Origin of the sequence: Streptomyces graminofaciens (assembly GCF_030294945.1) — a bacterium.
Classification (GTDB): domain Bacteria; phylum Actinomycetota; class Actinomycetes; order Streptomycetales; family Streptomycetaceae; genus Streptomyces; species Streptomyces graminofaciens.
On sequence record NZ_AP018448.1, the window covers coordinates 10,911,249 to 10,931,031 of the forward strand.

Annotated in this window: 14 protein-coding genes and 1 pseudogene; 7 read left to right on the forward strand and 8 right to left on the reverse strand. The window is 68.9% G+C overall.

Annotated elements, in window-relative coordinates:
- Window positions 1–23: 23 nt before the first annotated feature.
- Both SGFS_RS48185 and SGFS_RS48190 read right to left on the reverse strand, forming a co-directional pair.
- On the reverse strand, window positions 24–2,627 hold the full coding sequence (locus tag SGFS_RS48185; protein ID WP_286259040.1) for an alpha-L-rhamnosidase: 2,604 nt from the start codon (window positions 2,625–2,627) through the stop codon (window positions 24–26).
- Window positions 2,628–2,659: 32 nt separating this feature from the next.
- Window positions 2,660–3,433, reverse strand: coding sequence for an alpha/beta hydrolase (locus SGFS_RS48190; protein WP_286259041.1), 774 nt, complete (start codon window positions 3,431–3,433; stop codon window positions 2,660–2,662).
- Window positions 3,434–3,676: 243 nt separating this feature from the next.
- Here SGFS_RS48190 and SGFS_RS48195 point away from each other — a divergent pair, with 243 nt between their 5' ends.
- The 7 genes from SGFS_RS48195 (at window position 3,677) to SGFS_RS48225 (ending at window position 13,040) form a co-directional block, all read left to right on the forward strand.
- Window positions 3,677–4,690, forward strand: coding sequence for a LacI family DNA-binding transcriptional regulator (locus SGFS_RS48195; RefSeq protein ID WP_286259043.1), 1,014 nt, complete (start codon window positions 3,677–3,679; stop codon window positions 4,688–4,690).
- Window positions 4,691–5,112: 422 nt separating this feature from the next.
- Window positions 5,113–6,663 carry an ABC transporter substrate-binding protein gene (locus tag SGFS_RS48200; RefSeq protein ID WP_286259045.1) on the forward strand — a complete coding sequence of 517 codons (1,551 nt, stop codon included), beginning with the start codon at window positions 5,113–5,115 and terminating at the stop codon, window positions 6,661–6,663.
- Between the two features lie 9 nt (window positions 6,664–6,672).
- Complete coding sequence (locus tag SGFS_RS48205) at window positions 6,673–7,614, forward strand: ABC transporter permease (RefSeq protein WP_286259046.1); 942 nt, start codon at window positions 6,673–6,675, stop codon at window positions 7,612–7,614.
- 17 nt (window positions 7,615–7,631) lie between these two features.
- Complete coding sequence (locus tag SGFS_RS48210; protein ID WP_286259047.1) at window positions 7,632–9,371, forward strand: dipeptide/oligopeptide/nickel ABC transporter permease/ATP-binding protein; 1,740 nt, start codon at window positions 7,632–7,634, stop codon at window positions 9,369–9,371.
- A complete protein-coding gene (locus SGFS_RS48215; RefSeq protein WP_286259048.1) occupies window positions 9,368–10,204 on the forward strand; it encodes an ABC transporter ATP-binding protein in 837 nt (278 codons plus the stop codon). Before SGFS_RS48210 ends, SGFS_RS48215 begins: the two co-directional genes overlap by 4 nt.
- Window positions 10,205–10,316: 112 nt before the next feature.
- Window positions 10,317–11,681, forward strand: coding sequence for a GH1 family beta-glucosidase (locus tag SGFS_RS48220; RefSeq protein ID WP_286259050.1), 1,365 nt, complete (start codon window positions 10,317–10,319; stop codon window positions 11,679–11,681).
- Between the two features lie 330 nt (window positions 11,682–12,011).
- Window positions 12,012–13,040, forward strand: a complete 1,029-nt coding sequence (locus tag SGFS_RS48225; RefSeq protein ID WP_286259052.1) for a Gfo/Idh/MocA family protein — start codon at window positions 12,012–12,014, stop codon at window positions 13,038–13,040.
- Window positions 13,041–13,253: 213 nt separating this feature from the next.
- Here the strand turns inward: SGFS_RS48225 and SGFS_RS48230 are convergent, their stop codons facing one another.
- The 6 genes and pseudogenes from SGFS_RS48230 to SGFS_RS48255 form a co-directional block, all read right to left on the reverse strand.
- Window positions 13,254–14,201, reverse strand: coding sequence for a LacI family DNA-binding transcriptional regulator (locus SGFS_RS48230; RefSeq protein WP_434028163.1), 948 nt, complete (start codon window positions 14,199–14,201; stop codon window positions 13,254–13,256).
- Between the two features lie 606 nt (window positions 14,202–14,807).
- Complete coding sequence (locus SGFS_RS48235; protein ID WP_286260410.1) at window positions 14,808–15,455, reverse strand: PaaI family thioesterase; 648 nt, start codon at window positions 15,453–15,455, stop codon at window positions 14,808–14,810.
- Window positions 15,450–15,804: pseudogene (locus SGFS_RS48240) on the reverse strand (molybdenum cofactor biosynthesis protein MoaE); the annotation flags it as partial. The gene SGFS_RS48235 and the pseudogene SGFS_RS48240, both read right to left, overlap by 6 nt.
- A gap of 125 nt (window positions 15,805–15,929) precedes the next feature.
- Entirely contained in the window at window positions 15,930–18,179 is a 2,250-nt protein-coding gene (locus SGFS_RS48245; RefSeq protein WP_286259055.1) for a molybdopterin-dependent oxidoreductase, read from the reverse strand.
- Between the two features lie 89 nt (window positions 18,180–18,268).
- Window positions 18,269–18,940, reverse strand: coding sequence for an enoyl-CoA hydratase-related protein (locus SGFS_RS48250; protein ID WP_286259057.1), 672 nt, complete (start codon window positions 18,938–18,940; stop codon window positions 18,269–18,271).
- Window positions 18,941–18,984: 44 nt separating this feature from the next.
- Window positions 18,985–19,596, reverse strand: coding sequence for a TetR/AcrR family transcriptional regulator (locus tag SGFS_RS48255; protein ID WP_286259059.1), 612 nt, complete (start codon window positions 19,594–19,596; stop codon window positions 18,985–18,987).
- Window positions 19,597–19,783: the final 187 nt, after the last annotated feature.

Here is a 19,783-nt window from a genome sequence, read left to right on the forward strand (position 1 = left end):
GCGCGTTCCTTGGGTGTGCGGAGTCATGAGCCGGCGTGGAGGGTCAGTTGGTGGCGGCCGGATCCGAGCCGGCCGCCTCCGGTGGGGCAACGCCATCCCTCGGGTGCGCTGAACCGTCCGGTCGTGCCAGGCGGGAGCGAGATGTCCACCGTCAGCGTGTTGCCGCTGATCGCCCAAGCGACGGCTGCCGTGCCGTACGGGGTGACGATCGAGGCGTCCGCCGAGGTGAGGCCGCCTCCGGGGTGGGGACCGATGTCCACGGTGCGGTAGCCCGGAGCCGTCGCCCGCAGGCCGACGACGGATTGGTAGAGCCAGGCAGCGACGGCGCCGTAGGCGTAGTGGTTGAACGACAGCATCGTGCCGGCCTTCTCGGTGTCGATGGTGCCGTCGGGGCGGATGGCGTCCCATCGCTCCCACATGGTGGTGGCGCCGCGTGCGACCTGATAGAGCCAGCCCGGGCACTCGGTGTTGAGTAGGAGTTGGTACGCCTCGGCCACATGACCGGTGTCGCTGAGGGCGGGCAGCACGAACGGTGTGCCGAGGAAGCCGGTGGCGATGCGTCCGCCGTTGGCGCGGACCAAGGCGGCGAGGTCCTCGCTCACCGCGGCACGTTCGGCGGTGGGCGCGATGCCGAACTGGAGGGCCAGCGCGCATCCGGTCTGGGTGGTCCGGGCGTGGGATGCCCACTTCCGCCATGCGGCTTCGGCGGTGCGCCGGTGCAGGGCCGCATACCGGTCGGCGTCCTCGACATGGCCCAGTTCCCGGGCCGCGTCGGCGAGCAGGCGGGCGCTGTTGGCGACGAAGACGGTGGCGACATAGGCGGAGTCGGTGGTGGCACGCTCCGGGTGCTCCGGTGGGGCGGCCGGGTCGAGCCAGTCACCGAGTTGCGCGTTGCCGCTCCAGGTCCCGTCCTTGTCCAGCCGACCGGCGGTGAACTCGACCCACGCGCGCATCGCCGCGTAATGCCGACGCAGCAGGCTGCGCCGGCCGTAGGCGTCGAAGAGGGCGGTCGGCACGACGGTGGCGGCGTCGCCCCAGCCCGCGGCGGTGCCGGCGAACGGCAGCTCGGTCGGCGGCAGGTCGCCGAGGTCCACGTCGGGAATCACCAGGGGGACCGCGCCGTCGGGACGTTGCTCGATGGAGAGGTCGGTGAGCCAGCTGTCCAGGAAAGTGCGGCTGTCGAAGTTGGTGCAGGCCGTGGGGGCGAAAGCCATGATGTCGCCGGTCCAGCCGAGCCGTTCGTCGCGTTGCGGGCAGTCCGTGGGGACGGCGAGGAAGTTGCCGCGCTGGGAGCGTACGACGTTGGCGTACAGCGTGTTCACGCGCTCGTCGGAACAGTGGAACTCGCCGATCCGGCGCAGGTCGCTGGCCATGACGTCGACTTCGATTGCCTCGATGGTGACGCCGGGGGAGGCGTCGATCTCGGCGTACCGGAAGCCGTGGAAGGTGAACTCGGGCTCCAGTTCGGCGGTGCCGCCGGCCAGGGTGTACTGGTCGGTGGCGCGTGCGCCGCGCAGGATGCTGGTCAACAGGCGTCCGTCTTCGTCGAGGACTTCGGCGTGCCGGACGGTCACCGTGCTTCCCGCCGGCCCGTCCGCGCGGAATCTGAGCCAGCCGGTGATGTTCTCGCCCGCGTCGAGGGCGATCGTGCCGTCGGGCAAGGTTCGTCGCTCGGGCCGGATGGTTTGGACGACGCGCACCGGTGGGTGGGCCCGCTGGGCCAGCCCGGTGGGCAAGTGGAGTGCGGCGGCCTGCTCCCAGCCGCGGTCGTCGAAACCGGGCAGTTGCCAGCCGTCGGGTACGTGGCGGAGGTCGCGCTCGCAGCCGTCGTACAGGTCCGCCGCCAGCAGGTCGCCGTAGCCGCCCCGCCATCGGTCGTCGGTGGCGACCGTGACGGTGGTGCCGTCGGCCAGGGTGACTTCGAGCTGGGCGAGCAGTGCCGATGTATCGCCGTAGACGTTGCGGTTCTTGCGCCAGGTGAGATGGCCCCGGTACCAGCCGTCGCCGACCGCGGCGGCAAGGGCGTTGCGACCGGGGACGAGCAGGCCGGTGACGTCGTAGGTGGCGTACAGCAGCCGGTTGGGGTAGCTCGTCCAGCCCGGCTCCAGCAGCTCGTCGGAGACGGGGCGGCCGTTGACCGCGGTGCGGTGGACGCCCAACGAGGTCACATACAGGCGCGCGGATACCGGCTCCGCCGGAAGGTCGAACTCCCGGCGGAGCAGCGGCACCGGGCCGGGGGAGGTACGGCCCCGGTCACTGGGGACATGGACGGGGCGGGCCGTCCAATCCATCTCGTCGAGCAGCGCGGCCTCCACCTGGGCGGGTCCGCTCCACTCCGTCCACCCGAGGTCGGTGCGGACACGGGCGCGCCAGTAGCGGACCTCGCGACTGCGCAGCGGAGGCGCCGGCCACGGGTGATCGGTCACCAGGCCGGACTCGACCTCTCCGCTGGACGCAGGGTCGTCGAAGGACCGGTCGGCTGACACCTGGATCTCGTAGGCGTGCTGGAGGACGCCCGGCCGTTCGCTCGCCAGCGACCATGACAGACGGGGTTCCGGGTACGGGGTGGCCACGAGACCGGAGTCGTCCGAGGTGTGCAGTCCGATGACCGTAGTCGTGGTGTCCATGGTGTGGGGTTCCTCGATGCTGGACGTTTTCATCACGTGAGGTGCTCCCGGAAGAATCGCAGGGTGGACTGGTGCAGCGTGGTGCGGTGCGGCACGGATCCCCAGGCGTGGTCCGCGCCCTCGACGATCTCGAGGTGCGCGTTGCCGTCGTAGTGGTCCAGGTAGCGGCGCACGTACTCGATGGGGCCGATGTCGTCCTTGTCGCCGTGGAGGATGTGGACCGGGCCGGCGTAAGCGCTCGAGCGCCCGTAGACGTCGAGACCAGCGATGTCCTCGACGAGCGCAAGGCTCATGCGGTGCCCGTCGGTGTCGACGTAACCCTTCTCCGCGATCTCCGGAGCGAGCCTGCGGCCCTTGAGGTAGCCGCTGCCGATCTCGAAAGGGGCGACCGCGGCCGGCGACCACAGACACAGCGCGCTGATCCCCGGTTCCTCGGCGGCGACGATGCCGGCGACCACCCCGCCCATGCTCATCCCGACCAGGCCGATCCGGTCGTGGTCGACGAAGTCGAAGGTCCGGACCGTTTGGAGCACCGCGCGGGTCTCTGCGATCTCGCCGGTGATCGTGACGTCGAAGAAGTCGCCGTCGCTCTCGCCGTGGCCCGAGAGGTCGAACCGGACGGAGGCGATGCCATGGGCCTCCAGCAGCCGGGACATGGCGACGAAGTTCGGCAGTTCGAGCCGGTTGGAGGTGAAACCGTGCACGAACAGCACTGTGGGCCAGCGGGTTCCCGTCAGCCCTTCGGGAATGTGCACCGTGGAGCGCAGCGTCATGCCGGCGTAGCGGAAGTCGTGATGGCGGATCACGTGGATGCCTTTCGGGATGTGTCGAGTGCGGGCGTGTGCGGTGGTTGGCGTGCTGCGGCTGCGCCTCACCTCGCTCAGCACCGGCGAACAGGGACGGGGGATTCCTGACGGGGCGGGTCCGACCAGGAGCGGAAGTACGCGACGTCACTCTCATCGCGCTACTTAAACGTGTAGGTAAGCTGATCGGGAAAGTTAACCGCAGTAGTGGGCTTTGGCAAGAGGCCTGTCAGAGGGAGGCGATGAATGTCCGGAAGATCCGACCGGCAACGTGTGACCAGTGCGGATGTCGCGCGCGAGGCCAAGGTCTCCCGCGCGACAGTGAGTTACGTCCTCAACGACTCGCCACGCCAGAAGATCCCCGAAGACACCCGGCGGAGGGTGCGGGAAGCGGCCGCCCGGCTCGGCTACGCGCCATCGGCCGCGGCGCGCTCGCTGCGCAGGGGGCGCTCGGACATCGTGCTCGGCCTGCTGCCCGACTGGCCGATCGAGCACGTTCTCGGGCGACTCGTCCAGCAGCTGACCGACGCCTTGGCCCAGCATGAGCTGACCTTTCTTGTGCACTCGGCGGCTCACCCCGCCCGGCCACTGCGCGAAGTGTGGAAAGCCTTGACGCCTGCAGCGGTTCTTGCGCTGGATGCGTTCCCGGAGGCCGAGGCGGAGGCCGGCCTCATGCGGGCAGCGGGAATCGAGGTCGTCATGGCCGTGCACGGCCCGGTACGGAGCGGGCATCGGTCTCCGCTCGTGTCGGAGGAACCGATCGGTACGGCGCAGGCCCGCTACCTCGTCCAGGCGCACCGCCGGCTCGGCTATGCCTACCCGGACGTGGCTGGTCTCGGTGCCCTGGCCGGTCCGCGACTGGACGGGGTACGCGAGGTGTGCGCCGGACTCGGCCTCCCGGATCCGGACGTTCGGACTGTGCCCGTCGATCCGGACGGTGCCGTCGAGGCGGTGAAGGCGTGGCGCGCCGCCGATCCGCCGGTGTCGGGTATCTGTGCGTACAACGACGCTGTCGCCCTGGCCGTTCTGGCCGCCGTGCGTTCACTGGGACTGCGGGCGCCGCAGGATCTCGCCGTGATCGGCGTCGACGACATCCCCGGCGCGGCCCTGGCCCAGCCACCGCTCACCACGATCGTCCGTGACACCGACACCATCGCGCGGGGCCTGGTCTGCCGTATCGTCGACGCCCTCGACGGTGTGCAGGTCTCCGCCGATCCCATCCAGGAACCGCTTTGGGTTCATGTTCGAGTGTCCGCCTGACCGGCGCCGCTGTCGCAGCGGTCCACCTGCCGCCTCCGGACTCCTGCTCGCCCCGCGCCAGGCCGTCACCGCGATCGTCTTCCGTGAACCCCTTGCGCAACGAAGGCGACACAGTTAATTTACGGGCACTCTCGCTTAAAGGTGTAAGCGCCGACCCGATACCCCCGGAGTGACGCGCGCCGGAGGCGACACCTTTGCGTCGACGTCACCTCCAGCAGCTATCGCGCCGGATTCCCACCTCAACCGCGGCGGATCCTCATGGCTCCGCCCATTCCAAGAGGCCACTCAGTCCCACACCTGCCGCGCGGTCCGTCCACCTCGGTGGCCCCATCGTGTCCCACGTCGTCCGCCCAGTTCTCCCCGGCCTCACCGTGCTTTCCCCAGCCGCACATCCCACCCCTCCCGACCCAACGGAGATCTCGATGAAGAGACGAACCGCCCTCCAATCCTCCCTCGGCGTGGTGACAGCGCTCGCGCTCGCCGCCTGCGGCGGCGGAAACACCAGCGGCGGCGCCGGCCCGGTGAACCTGACCATCGCCCTGTCCTCGGCGCCCAACAGCCTGGACCCCTCCCAGATCGCTGTCGGGCCCTTCCTGAACTACGTGGATCCCGCCTACGCGACGCTGCTGACCCGCAAGGCCGACGGCACCCTGGGTGCCGGGCTGGCCGACAAGTGGGGCTACGTCGGCAAGGGGAACACCAAGTTCGAGCTCCACCTGCGCAAGGGCGTGAAGTTCGCCGACGGCACGCCGATCACCGCCACCGACGTCGTCAACTCGATCAAGTACTTCCAGAAGGGCAGTGGATCCGGCGGCACCTGGTTCCGTCCCCTGACCTTCTCCACGCCGGACACTTCGACCGTGGTGGTCAGCAGCCCAACGCCGAACCCGGACATGGGGGCGCTGTTCACGCCCGCGCTCCTGGGCGGCGCCATCATCAGCCCGGCGGGGCTGAAGAACCCGAAGGAGCTGGCCTCCGCGACCTTCGGTGCCGGGCCGTACGTGTACAGCGCCAAGCAGTCGGTCTCCGGTGACCACTACGTCTATGTGCCGAACAAGAACTTCTACGACAAGTCCGCCATCCATTTCAAGAAGATCACCGTCCGGGTGATGCCGAATGTCAACTCGCAGGCACAGGCCCTGAAGTCCGGGCAGATCGACCTCATGTACGGCACTCCGGACGTGGCGCCGACGCTCGCTGGCGACAAGTCGATCACGACGCTCAAGAAGCCCACCACCTGGGCGGGTCTGTTCCTCCTGGACCGCGAGGGCACCGTCGTCAAGGGGCTGGGCGACGAGCGGGTCCGGCAGGCGCTGAACTTCGCCATCGACCGTGCCGCCATCACGAAGGCGGTCTACGGCGACTTCGGCGCACCGCTCTCTCAGCCCGCGATGCCCGGTTACGACGGCTACAGCCCCGCGGCCGAGAAGATGTACCCCTACGACCCGGCCAAGGCCAAGAAGTTGCTGAAGGAGGCGGGCTACGGGAAGGGACTGACCATCCCGGTGAACTACGGGTCGTTCGACCCCTCGACGACCAAGATGATCCAGGCCGTGCAGGACCAGCTCGGCAAGGTGGGTGTGACCCTCAAGCTGAGGGCCGCCGCCAACTTCGGTGGCTGGATCAACGACCTGTTGACGAAGAAGTACGCGGCCACCGTGCTCTCGCCGGGCTCGGGTGGCGACACCAACTTCTACGCACAGCAGGCGCCGTTCACCAAGACGGGCCTCATGAACCTCTTCGGCGCTACCGACCCGGACTTCGATGCCGCGTACGCCAAGCTCGCCAAGGCGGACCCGCAGTCCAGTGGCGCCACGGCGAAGGATCTCACCGATGTGATCGTGCGGAAGGCGCTCGCGCTGCCGGTGTCCGCCACCGACACGATCGCCATGTACAACAGCAAGCTGCGCGGGGTGGAGTTCCCGGAGGGCTCCGCCCAGCTGACCTCGAACACCATGTGGACCACCGGCTGACGAGGACCGATGTTTCCCATCATTTTTCGCAGGCTGGCACTGTCCATACCGCTTCTGGTGGCCGTCTCGGCGATCACCTCGCTTCTGGAGTCGTTCGTGCCGGGTGACCCGGCACGAACGATCCTGGGTATCAACGCGACGAAGGAGCAGTACGACGCGCTGAGAGCCTCGCTCCATCTCGACAAGCCGTTCGTGGAGCAGTACTGGCTGTACCTGCGCGACATCCTGCACGGCGACTTCGGCAACTCGCTGTTCAGCGGTGAATCCGTGCTGGGGGTGATCGAGCAACGCCTGCCGGTCACGCTGATACTGGTGATCGGGGCCACCGCGCTGTCGACCCTGGTCGGCGTCCTGCTCGGCGTGTACAGCGCGACGCGCGGCCGGTTCAGCCGCCGGGTGTTCGACGTGGTGTCCCTGTTGGGCAGCGCCCTGCCCAACTTCTGGCTCGCGCTGATGCTCGTATCCCTGTTCGCCGTCAAGTTCCCGATCTTCCCGGCCACCGGGTACACCCCGTTCGCCGAGTCACCGGGGCAATGGGCGGCCGGCCTCGTGCTGCCCGTGATCTCTCTCTCGATCGGGGGTGTCGCCCTGATCTCCAAGATCACCCGCGACGCGATGCTGTCCACCCTGAACCTCGACTACATCAGGACGCTGCGGGCCTCCGGCGTCCGGCCCGCATCCATCGTCTGGAAGCACGCCCTGCGCAGTTGCGGGCTGCCGGTGGCGACCGCGGTCGGCCTCACGATGATCGCGTACATCCCCGGCACGATCCTCGTCGAGAACATCTTCACCCTGCCGGGGCTCGGGACGACGGTTGTCGACGCGACCAACCAGCACGATCTGCCGATCGTGCAGGGCCTCACCATCACCTTCACGGTCATGGTGATCGTGATCAACCTTCTCGTCGACGTTCTCTACAGCCTCCTGAACCCGAAGGTGCGTGTGGCATGACCGCTACAGCTCCGCCCGTGAGCGTGCCATCACGGAAGTGGACCAACCCCTTCGCCGGGATCTGGCGCCGTCCTCTCACCGCGGCAGCGCTCGCCGTGGTCCTGGCAGTCACCGTCGCCGTGATCCTCGCCCCCCTTCTGGCACCGCACCCCCCGCTGGCGCAGGACCTGCTCCACGCGCGGGGCGGTCCGTCGGCCAGCCACCCGCTGGGCACCGACGAGCTCGGCCGCGACGTGCTGAGCCGGTTGCTCTACGGCGGGCGGCCCGCCCTGCTGGGGGTGGGTGTGGCGGTGAGCGTCTACGTCGTCCTGGGCATGTCACTCGGCATTCTCGCCGGCTATCTGCGGGGCTGGACCGACCGGGTCATCGTGGCTGCGATGGACGTCATGCTCTCGGTCCCCGCGGTCATCCTCATGCTCGCCGTCCTGGCGATCTTCAGCCAGAGCAACATCGCCGCCATGCTCACGCTCGGCGTCCTCTCCTCCGCGGGCCTCGCACGGATCATCCGAAGCTCGTGCATCGCACTGCGGGAGGAACTGTTCGTGGACGCCGCCAGAGTGTCCGGGCTCAGCCCGGCGCGGATCATGGCACGACATATCCTCCCCGGCCTGGTGGGGCTGTTGCTCGTCCAGATGTGCCTCTTCTCGGGCATCGCGCTCATGGTGCAGACCGGCCTCGGCTTCCTCGGCCTGGCCACCCCGCCGCCCGCCCCCAGCTGGGGCGGCATGGTCGGAGAGGCCTCGCAGGTCATCGAGCAGAACCCCTACCTGCTGCTCATCTCCGGAGGCCTGATCGGCCTCATGTCCGTCGCCTTCGGGCTGCTCGGCGACGGGCTGCGCGACCTCACTCAGGACCGGAGAGCAGGTACCGGCAGCCGGTCGCAGCGGCCGGTCCCCGTGGTGGTCGCCAAGAACACCGCCGAAGCGTCGGACACACCCCCGGACGCGGGTGTGCTCGCCGTGCGCGACTACTCGATCGCCTTCGCCACCCCCCAGGGCCCGCGCACCGTCGTCGACTCCGCCAGCTTCACGGTGAACACCGGCGAGATCTTCGGTCTCGTGGGCGAGTCCGGCAGCGGCAAGACGGTGACGGGCCTGTCCCTGCTCGGACTGCTCGCTCCCAACGGGACGGTGACGGGTGGCTCGGCCTGGCTGGCCGGCAGACGGATCAGCGGCCTGCCGGAGCGGGAGCTGCAGCGCATCCGCGGCAGCGAGATCGCCCTGGTGTCACAGGAACCCATGGTGGCACTCGACCCCTACTTCACCATCGGCTCCCAGCTGGGCGAGGTCATCCGCCGCACCGGCACCGTGTCGGGCGGGAAGCAGGCCGTCAGGCAACGGGTCCGCGAGCTGCTGACCAGCGTCCACATGTGCGATCCGGACGACGTCGCTCGCCGGCACCCGCACGAGCTGTCCGGCGGCATGCTCCAGCGCGTGGCCATCGCCATGGCGCTGTCCGGGTCACCGAAGGTGCTGATCGCCGACGAACCCACCACGGCACTGGACGTCACGGTACAGGCCGGCATCCTCGATCTGCTCCGGTCACTGCGCGACGAGCGTGGCATGGCGATCATCCTGATCACGCACGACTTGGGAGTGGTGGCCGACATCTGCGACCGGGCGACCGTGATGGAGAAGGGCCGGATCGTGGAAGAAGGGCCGGTCGAGAACATCTTCTACCGGCCCCAGCACCCGTACACGAAGAAGCTCATCGACAGCACCCCCAGCATCGCGACAACCGAGGGCAGGATCGCGTGACCGGCACACCCATACTCCAGGTCGACGGGCTCGCGGTCCGCTACCCGTCCCGTGGCCTGCGCAAGCCCCCGAACACGGTCATCGAGAGCGTGTCGTTCGAGGTCGGGCAGGCCGAGACGGTCGCGCTCGTGGGCGAGTCCGGCTCGGGCAAGACCACCATCGGCAAGGCCGTCCTGGGACTGACCCCGGTCAGCGGGGGGCGCGTGCTGCTCGACGGACGGGACATCACCCGTCATACCGGCCGTGCCCGCCGCGCACTGTCCGCCGACCTCCAGGCGATCTTCCAGAACCCGTACGGGTCACTCAATCCGGCCCTGCCGATCGGACGGACCCTGGCCGAGCCCCTGCTCGCCGGCTCGACCCGCTCACGCGGCGAAGTCCGCGAGCACATCGCCGACCTGCTCCGCCGCGTCGGCCTGCCCGAGGACGCGGCCGACCGCTACCCCGCCCAGTTCAGCGGCGGTCAACGCCAGCGCATCGCCATCGCCCGGGCGGTCGCCAGGCAGCCCAAGCTCATCGTCTGCGACGAGCCGACCAGCGCTCTCGACGTAACCACCCAGGCCACCGCCCTGGACCTCCTCTCCGAACTCCAGCAGTCACTCGGGTGTGCATACCTGTTCATCACGCACGACCTCGCCGTCGTCAAGGAGTTCGCGGCGCGCACCCTGGTGCTGCAACACGGACGCATCGTCGAAGAGGGACGCAGCACCGACGTCTGCGACCAGCCGCAGCACGCGTACACCCGGAGACTGGTGGCGGCCGCACCCGTCCCCGACCCGGTCCTGCAACGCAGCCGTCGACACGAGCGACTTGAGCTGGAAGCAACCTCATGAAGAAGCAGCGTTCCACGCCACACGAAGCGCCTGGAGTTCGCGGCGGCGTCGTCATGACGCCGACCGAAGCGCAGGCCCAGCCGACCGAAACCCAGGCCAGGAGGCCACAGCGATGAACAACGCACATGGCGAGAGCCGGATCGTGTTCCCCGGGGACTTCGTGTTCGGCACGGCCACCAGCGCGTTCCAGATCGAGGGAGCCTGGGACGAGGACGGGAAAGGCCCGTCGATCTGGGACACCTTCGGGCACACCCCGGGCAAGGTGCACCTGGACATCCCCGGCGACGTCGCCGTCGACCACTACCACCGGTTCCGCGAGGACGTCGCCCTGATGCGCGACCTCGGAGTCGATTCCTACCGTCTCTCGCTGAGCTGGTCCCGGCTGCTCCCCGAGGGAACCGGTGCCGTGAACCGCGCCGGCATCGACTTCTACCACCGCCTCCTCGACGAACTGGACGCGGCCGGGATCTCCCCCAACGTCACGCTCTACCACTGGGACCTGCCTCAGGCACTCGAGGACCGCGGCGGCTGGGGCAACCGCGACGTGGCGAAATGGTTCCGTGACTACGCCGCCTTGGCGTTCGAGGAGTTCGGCGAGCGGGTGCCCCACTGGGTAACTCTCAACGAGCCCATCGCCATCTGGGTCGGCTACGGCATGGGCATGTTCGCGCCCGGCCACGCGGATGCCCGGTTGGGCAAGCGGGCCATGCATCACGCACTGCTCGCGCACGGTGAGGCGGTCCGCGCCTTTCGGGAGCTCGGGGCACCCGGATCCGAGATCGGCATCGTGGTGGACATCTGGAAGCAGCACCCCGCCACCGACGACCCCGCCGACGCGGCTTTCGCGGCGCGGAACGAGGACGACTCCTTCCGGTTCTTCCTTGATCCGCTGCTGAAGAAGGAGTACAGCGAGCGCAACGTCGAACGCCTCACCCGCGAGGGCACCATGCCCGAGGTCCGAGAGGGCGACCTGGACCTGATCGCCTCCCCGGTCGACTTCCTCGGTCTGAACGTGTACTCCAGGGTCGTCGCCAGCGCCAAGGACGCGGACAAGAAGTGGTGGGAGGTCAATCGTGAGACGCACCCGGGCGGGAACTTCCTCGACAACGGCATGGAGTTCTACCCCGAGGCCGTCTACGACGCGATCACACTCGTGCACGACGAATACGGCTGGACGGGACCGGTGTACATCACCGAGAACGGCACCATCGACGCCGACGGTGCAGACCCGTTCGACGACCAGGAGCGCATCCGCTACGTCCGCGGCTTCCTGCAGTGGATCGCCCGCGCCATCGACGAGGGAGCCGATGTACGCGGCTACTACCTCTGGTCGCTCCTGGACAACTACGAATGGTCCGCGGGCTTCAGCAAGCGCTTCGGCATCGTCCACGTCGACCCCGACACCCTCGACCGCAAACCCAAGGCCTCCTTCGAGTGGTACCGCGACGTCATCGCGCGCCGCGAACTCGACGTCTGAGCTTGTCCTGCCTTCACAGCGGGGGTCGGGGACGGTCCTTCGTAAGATCGTCGGCCCAGGAGATCCGGGCATTCGTGTCCTGAACGTGGATGGAGCTGGTGGAGGAGCGGTTCTTGAAGCGAAGCTGTGCGGAACACAAAGGTTGTTGGCCCTGACTCGGCGCCTCCCCGGCAGCCGACGACCTCGCCGCCGCATGCGCCGAGAGTTTCACCGAACACCAGGACGCGGAGATCACCCACCCTCCCCAGCCGGGGGTGAACCCACACCCTCTACCAACCCAGGCCCGGACAAGCCCACAAAACACCCCCCGAAGAACGCAGAGGACTTCCCTTGGCCCCCGTACGCATTGGACTGATCGGCTATGGCTTCGGCGGACGTGTCTTCCACGCCCCGCTGCTCGCTGCCGCCCCGGAATACGAGTTTCTGGGCGTGGTCACCAATTCCCCGGAGCGCCGAGCCCAGGTCGCCCAGGATCTGAGCCGGCCGACCTTCGACTCACTGGAGGACCTGGTCCGCGCCGGCGTCGAGGCGGTCGTCGTCTCCACTCCCGCGGCCACGCACGTGACTTTGGTGCAGCAGGCGCTGGAACTGGGGCTGGCTGTCGTCTGCGACAAGCCATTCGCACTCGACGCCGCCTCGGCACGTGCGACCGTCGAGCTCGCGGAGAAGCAAGGTCGTCCGTTGACGGTGTACCAGAACCGCCGGTGGGACTCCGACTTCCTCACCCTGCGGACGCTGCTCGACAGCGGCGGAATCGGGACCGTGCTCCGCTACGAGTCCCGGTTCGAGGTCTTCCGACCCGAGGCAGGTCCTCCTGCCGCGGGCGGTGGCACCCTTGTCGACTTCGGCAGCCACCTGGTCGACCAGGCCCTGGTGCTGTCGGGCCCGGTGGAGCGGGTGTACGCGGAGATGCACCACCGCGAGGACGAGGACGGCCTCGACGACGACGTCTTTGTGGCCCTGACCCACCGCAACGGGGTTCAGTCCCATCTGTGGGGCAGTGGGCGGCAGGGTGCGCCAGGACCGAGCCTGCGCGTGACCGGGACCACGGGCACCTTCGTCATCGACCACAGAGACAGCCAGGACCGCGCGCTGATGACCGGTGCGACCCCGCAATCCGAGGGCGACAGCTGGGGTACCGTGCCGGAACACCTCTGGGGCCGGGTGCGGCGCGGAGACACCGCCGAGCCCGTCATCTCGAGCCGCGGCAGGTGGGACCTGTTCTATACAGCTTTCGCCGCCGCGGTCCACGGTGAGGGACCTGTTCCCGTCGACCCCTGGGACGCGGTCGTCACCGCCACCGTCCTCGACGCCGCGCGGTCCAGCGCCCGCAACGGCCGGGTGGTGCGCCTGCCCTGACCGCGGAGTGCTGCGGAAGGCGGCCCCATACGGTCCGGTTTCGAGCATACGGGGAAGGCAGGGAAGGCACTTAAGGCGTGTTGCCGAAGAACGCCACCCACTGGTGCCGGACATCGATGGCGCAACACAGTGGTCTGTCGAAGTCCACCGTCGGCTGGACCTGGCGGCAGTTCCAGGCTGAGCGCCGACTTCCAGAGTTTCGGCGCGCGCCGGTCAGGCGGATTCCCGGACGCGGAGCAGGAGCTCGTCGCGGAGGGGTTCGGCCGGGACCTGCTGGCCGTCCAGCGTGTCGACGACCCGGCGGGCCAGGCCCCGCGCGATGGCGTCGGTGTCGCGTACGACCGTGGTGAGCGGTGGGTGTGCCAGCGACGCGCCTGGGATGTCGTCGACGCCGATCACGGCCAGGTCCCGCGGAGCGCGCAGTCCGAGGTGATTCAAGCCTGCGAGCACCGCGAGGGCGACATTGTCGTTGAAGGCGCAGATTCCCGTCACTGGTGGGTCGGCGGCGAGCCACGCCTTCACCGTTTCGGCGGCGCCCGGCGCATCGAGGGGTACGGTCCGGACATCCGGCTCCGGCATGTCCAGCTCAGCGCACACTTTGCGGACACCGTCCAGCCGCGGCTGGGCCAGGACGTCGAGCCCCGGCAGGTCGGGGTAGGCGTAGCCGAGCCGGCGGTGGGGTGCGGCGAGGTGCCGCGCCTGCAGTGCGCCGATCGGCTGCTCGGACACCAGGGGAGGCCGGGGCTCACTCTGTATCGACCCGTCCATCGCCATGACCACCTCGATGCCCGCCGCCCGCATCGCCTCGGCTTCCAGGTCGTCGAACCCCTGGAGGGCCAACACCGCCGCAGGGGTCATGGCTTTCCAGATGTCCCGCAGGGGGCGCCTGGGGTGAGCCGACGAGTGCACCACGAAGGTCAGCCCGTTCTCGGCGAAGGCATTGGTCAGTTGCTGGATGAGGCGTCCGAGGACATGCTCGATCGGCCAGTCCGGCAGCAGCCCGAGCACGATCTCCGAGCGTCCCGTGCGCAGGGCCCGCGCCGCGGCCGAGGGCGCGTAGCCCAGGCGGGTGGCCGCGTCCCACACCCGTTGCCGAGTGGCCTCGGGGATCTTCTGATGAGAAACGGCATTGAGGACATAGCTCACCGTCGCGCGGGACACTCCGGCCTCCTGTGCCACATCCGCGCTGGTCACCCGCCTGCCGTTCGACACCCCTGGTCACCCGCCTCGCCTCGGTCGGACCTCCTTGAAGGCCCACGGCCGCGGTTAGCTTACCGGCCGGATCACTCAACTGGCACGCGTAAGTTAAACGAGTAGGTGCCTCTCACCCCGAGCAGTGCCTGCTCACCGTCGCCCGGACGGCTCAAAGCCAGGCCACCGTCCGGTAGCGGTCATGCCCGGGTCCGGCGCGCAGTGCTCGCGGGGTGTTGTCGTCCGGCGCGGCGTGTACCGACGGCACTGCGGCGACGGACTGTACTGACTCACCCCTGCGCTTGCGGGCCGGCGTCTGTCCGCCGGGTCTGGCGTTCGGCTCGCTGACCGCCAGGTCCGGGGGCCGCAGTCCGTCCGGACGCCGCCGAACGCGCCGCGGCCACCACCATGAGATACGGAACGGGTGCGTCTCGCCAGGAGTCCGGCCGATACGGATCCGGAAGACCGGGGTGGAATTTTTCCAATCACACGGGCTTGCGAACGGCCCGGCGCATTCTGTCCAACGGCCCGTCACGCCGGGGCATCGAAAGCGTCATGGGAGACCTTCCCGTGAGGTCAGGTCTGGTTGCTGAATGCGGCGTCGAAGGACTGCGTGCTGAGGGTGAGACCTCTTGAAGCCCTTGTAGGCGCTCCGCACCACCAGGCCATAGTCGAGAGCCAGATTCTGCGCAGCAACTTGAGGACCGCGCCGCTATCGTCCACGCGCTGCCCGCGCTGCCCGCGCTGCCCGCGCTGCCCGCGCTGCCCGCGCTGCCCGCGCTGCCCGCGCTGCCCGCGCTGCCCGCGCTGCCCGCGCTGCCCGCGCTGCCCGCGCTGCCCGCGCTGCCCGCGCTGCCCGCGCGGCTCGGCCACCGACGGCACATGCGGAACGCGGCCATTGCGCCAGTTGACGCCGAATCCGGCCGGGCAACCTAAAGGATCATGCAGGTGGTGGCGTGCGCGATCAGTTTGCCCTGGTCGTCCAGCACCTATGCCCCCGGCGGTGGCGGTACGCCGTCCGGCGTGGATGACGGTGCCCTCGACGGTGAGGGTCTGTCCGTCAGTGCGGGCGGAGCGGATGTAGTTGACCTTGAGCTCGGGGGTGGTGTAGCCGGTACCGGCGGGGAGGGTGGTGTGGACGGCGCAGCACATGGCGGAGTTGAGGAGGGTGGCGGCGACGCCGCCGTGGACGGTGCCGAAGGGGTTGGCGAAGGCGGGCGGCACCTCGTGCTTGAGGCCGTCAATCAGCCGTCGGCATGCGGGGAAGGCTCCGCCCGAATGGGCACACGACACGGCAACGACGACCGCAAGGTCGCCCACTACCAGGTCTCCCACGTGGTGAATCGCCGCCAGAGCGCGCACGGGGTGGTCGGCGGTAACCCCTTCGGTGATCCGTCTCATCGCGGCCTCGGCGCTGGGGTGGCACGAGTACCCCAGTGCGTCGACATCCGCGCCACCGTCGTGATTCCCTACCGTTCCTGCAAAGAAGACGATACCGCCGGCGGCGGCATCCCCGACCGCTCAAGACCTCGTCGACGGAGAGCTGTGTCTCGCGTATGGCAAGCAGCTTGATCGAGTCACGGGCCGCGCGTGAGCCGGGGTGCTCAGGTGTCCCGGTCGTTCTCCTCGGGTATGCCGCGGGTCCGCGAACCCTTGCAGCGGGGCCCGCGGACGTGTTGGCCTGTCGTGGGTTGAGGGTCAGGCCTGGAGAGCCTCGATGCGGGCGGGTACGTGTTTGTGCCAGGGGGTGCCGGCGATGGGGTCGCGCCTGCGCACGTCGGTGAGGGTGTTGAGGGCGACACCGGTGCGTTCGGTCCCGCCGTTCCCGGTGGGCAGATCGAGACCGAAACCGTTGGGCAAGGCGGCGTGCCCAGCCTGCATGCGGTCGTCGATCTCGACGGTGGCGTGTGCGGTGCCGCGCGCGGTGGTTATGCGGGCGGGTGCCCCGTTGTCGAGACCGAGCTGCTCGGCGTCGTGCGGGCTGATGCGCAAGGTGCCGCCCTTGTCGCGAAGGCGCCAGGTGGTGTCGCGAATGATGGTGTTCGCGGTGAACGCACGCCGCTGGCCGGCGGCCAGGACGATCGGGAACTCCTCGGTGGTGTGCACGGCCGGAGTGGTGTCCAGGTCGGCGAGCAGGTTGAGCAGTTCGGGGATGGGCAGCGGGATGCGGTGGCCGGGATGAGGCACATAGCCCCAGGCGTCGTCGTACTCGTCCTCGGTGAAGGTGACTCCGGAACGGCCCTTGAGGATCGCTTCGAACAGGGCTTCTGCGTCGGCGTGCCCGGCGCGGCGCATGGCCCTGGGATACTCCTTGGCGATGCGCTGGCAGAGCGCCCACAGCACAGCGGCGGAGCGGGCACCGTTGGGCAAGGTGGGGCCGAGGGTTTCGTACAGCAGATACGGGGCCATCGCGATGGTGCTCTTGTCGAGAACCGCCAGGGCGGCGATAGCGAGCTTGTACGGGGTGCGGCCGAGGCGGGCTGCGGCGCGCAGCAGGGAGAGGCGACTACGGGGAACGGCACCGAGTTCCCGGACCAGGCGGGCGTAGATCTCGGGTTCGGCCAGCGTGCCGGGCAGCGGGTCGAGAACGGGGGCACGCAGGTGAAAGGTGTTGTGCGGGAACTCGAAGGTGAAGAAGGTCGCTTCCCACTTCTCGAACTGGGACGCGGCCGGCAGCACGTAGTCGGCCCGGCGCCCGGTCTCGGTCAGCGCGATGTCGATGACGACGATCAGGTCGAGCTTGTCGAGGGCCTTGGCGAAGGCGGCGGAGTCGGCTAGGGAATGCGCTGGGTTGGAGGACTCGATGATCATCGCCCGGAACCGGTCGGGATGGTCGTTGAGGATCTCCTCGGCGATGACGTTGCAGGGCACGAGACCGCCGGGCATCCGCGCGCCGGTGACGGGGGTGCGGCGCGGGCTGGTGCTGTAGCGGGCGAGCGGTGCGACCCACGAGTGCGGCTGCATCGTGCCCTGCTTGGCGAAGTTGCCGGTCAGCAGCCAGATCAGCTTGTTGAGGTAGGAGATGAGAGTGCTGTTGGGGCCCTGCTGAACGCCCAGGTCCTCGTACGTCGAGACACTGGAGGCGGTTGCAACCCGGCGGGCCGTCGTGCGCAGAAGTTCCTCGTCCAGTCCGCATGTGGCGGCACAGTGAGCGACGTCCACAGCCTTCAGCTGCTCGAGTACGGTTGCTGCCTCGGTCGTGTGGGTGTCGAGGAAGGCGTGGTCAACGAGGTTCTCCTGGACCAGGACGCCGAGGATGCCGGACAGGCACCAGGCGTCGGTTCCGGGCCTCAGCTGCAGGTGGATGTCGGCGAGGTCGGCGGTTTCGGTCCGCACCGGATCAATGACGATCATGGTGCGGGCGGGGTCCTTGGCGATGTCCTTGAGCACGGTGCGGGCCCGGGAGACCCCGTGGGTCTGCCAGGGGTTCTTGCCGATGAAGATCGAGACCTCGGCGTTCTCGAAGTCCCCGACGGTGTGACTGCCCGTCAGGTGGGCGTCGACGAAGCCTTCGCCTGTCTTCTCCTGGGCCAGGGGGTTGGAGCGGTAGCGAGCGTCCAGGGCGCCCATCAGGGCTCCGCTGTAGGCGCCGCCGAGGTGATTGCCCTGGCCTCCGCCGCCGTAGAAGAAGATCGACTTGCCGCCGTGAGTGTCGCGCACCGACTTGAGCCGGGCGGAGATCTCACGTACAGCGGTATCCCAGTCGATGGGGGTGAAGCTGCCATCGGCCTCTCGGCGCAGAGGCGTGGTCAGGCGTTGCACACCGTTCTGGTAATGGTCGAGACGCAGGGCCTTGTTGCAGGTGTAGCCGCTGGTGGCGACATGTTCCTTGTCGCCACGGATTTTTGCGAAGCGGCGGCCGTCGGTCTGGATCTGGATGCCGCAGTTGTTCTCGCACAGAATGCACGCGGTCTTGTGCCAACTGGCAGTGTCGGCCTGGTCAGTCATGTGATTCCTCCTCGTCAACACCGCCAACCGTGTTGGCTTGGGAGCCCGCCGCCGGGGGGCGGCGGGTAGGGGACGGGCGGACCGTGAGGTCAGCCCAGGGGATTGGTGGCGTCTCGCAGCGTGACCAGGGCAGGGGCGTACATGCGGGCCTTGATGGTGCCGAGCGTGTCGCCGGCCTTGTTCATCTGTGCCTGGGCGATCTCGATCGCGGTGGAGCGCACGGCGTCCTCGCTGACCGCCTGGTCGACGATGCCGGCGGCCGCGGCGTCGGAGCCGCCGTAGCGGCGGGCGGTGAGCATGGCCTCGTGGGCGGTCTGCGGCGTCAGCCGGGACTGGATGAGGGCGGCCATGCCGGGGGTGAAGGGGATGTTGATGTCCGCTTCGGGCAGGCACCAGTAGCCGCGGTCGGCACGCATCACGCGGAAGTCGTGGGCGAGGGAGAACATCGCGCCGGCGGCGAAGGTGTGCCCCTGCAGTGCGGCCACCGTGATGACCGGCAGCGACAGCATCCGCGCGAACAGCTCGTGGACCGAGACGACGTAGGCGTCGTACTGGTCGCCGTTGGCGAACAGCCAGTCCAGGTCGAGCCCGTTGGAGTAGAACTTGCCGGTGGCGGCGGTGACCAGAGCGCGGGAGCCTTCGGCCTTCTCCACCTCGTCGAGCGCGGCACTGACGGCAGCGAGCCAGTCGGGGTGGAAACGGTTCTCTCCGTCTCCGAGGTCGAGGACGAAGACGTTGTCGTGGCGGTCGAGCGAGGGCATGGCGACTCCTTCGAGCTGAGCTGACTGGGGCATGGAACTGCGGGCTACGGCCGGGGGCCGGGTTCGGCACCGGGGCGGTCGCGCAGGGCGTAGAGGAGCAGGTCGTGGATCTCGGAGGCGGCTGCCTCGATCGGAGCGGTGCTCTGCTCGGCCCGGCACATGATCACCGCGCCTTCGACCGCGGCGATGATGAAGGCGCCCAGCCTGCGGCTGCGTTCCTCGGTCAGGCCGTGCCGGACGAGCAGGGCCGCGAGGGCCTCCTGCCAGCGGGCGAAGACAGCGGCTGCTGAGAGGGCCAGTTGGGGTGCGTCGTCGTTGGTCTCGACGGCCACCGCCACGATCGGGCAGCCGGCCCGGAAGCCGCTCTCCACGAGCCGGTCGCGCCACAGCGCGAAGAACGCGTCGACGGCCTCCACCGGGTCGTCCGTCTGCATGGCGGCGTCGATCAGGCCCGCGATGAAGTCCCCCGCCAGTGCCACCGCCTCATCGATGAGCTGAGTCCGCCCGCCGGGGAAGTGGTGATACACCGAGCCCCGAGGGGCTCCGCTGTGCGCGAGCACGCGGTCGATGCTGGTCGCGCTTGCCCCGTACTCACGCAGCAGTGCAGCGGCACTGAGGATCATCCGGTCACGGCTGTCACTCCTGCGCGGGCTCACCCGCCCACCACCCTTCCGACGAGGACGTGGCTCGCCGAGCGAGCTACCTGCCGGTAACTTATGGGGTATGGCATAGAACATGCAAGAGGGGATCGGGAGGCCGTTCAGTAGGAGCCGACGAGTGTCGCCGCATCGACGCGCTGAACCTCGGTGTGCTCGGCCCCCACGACCTGTGCCTGTCGGACAA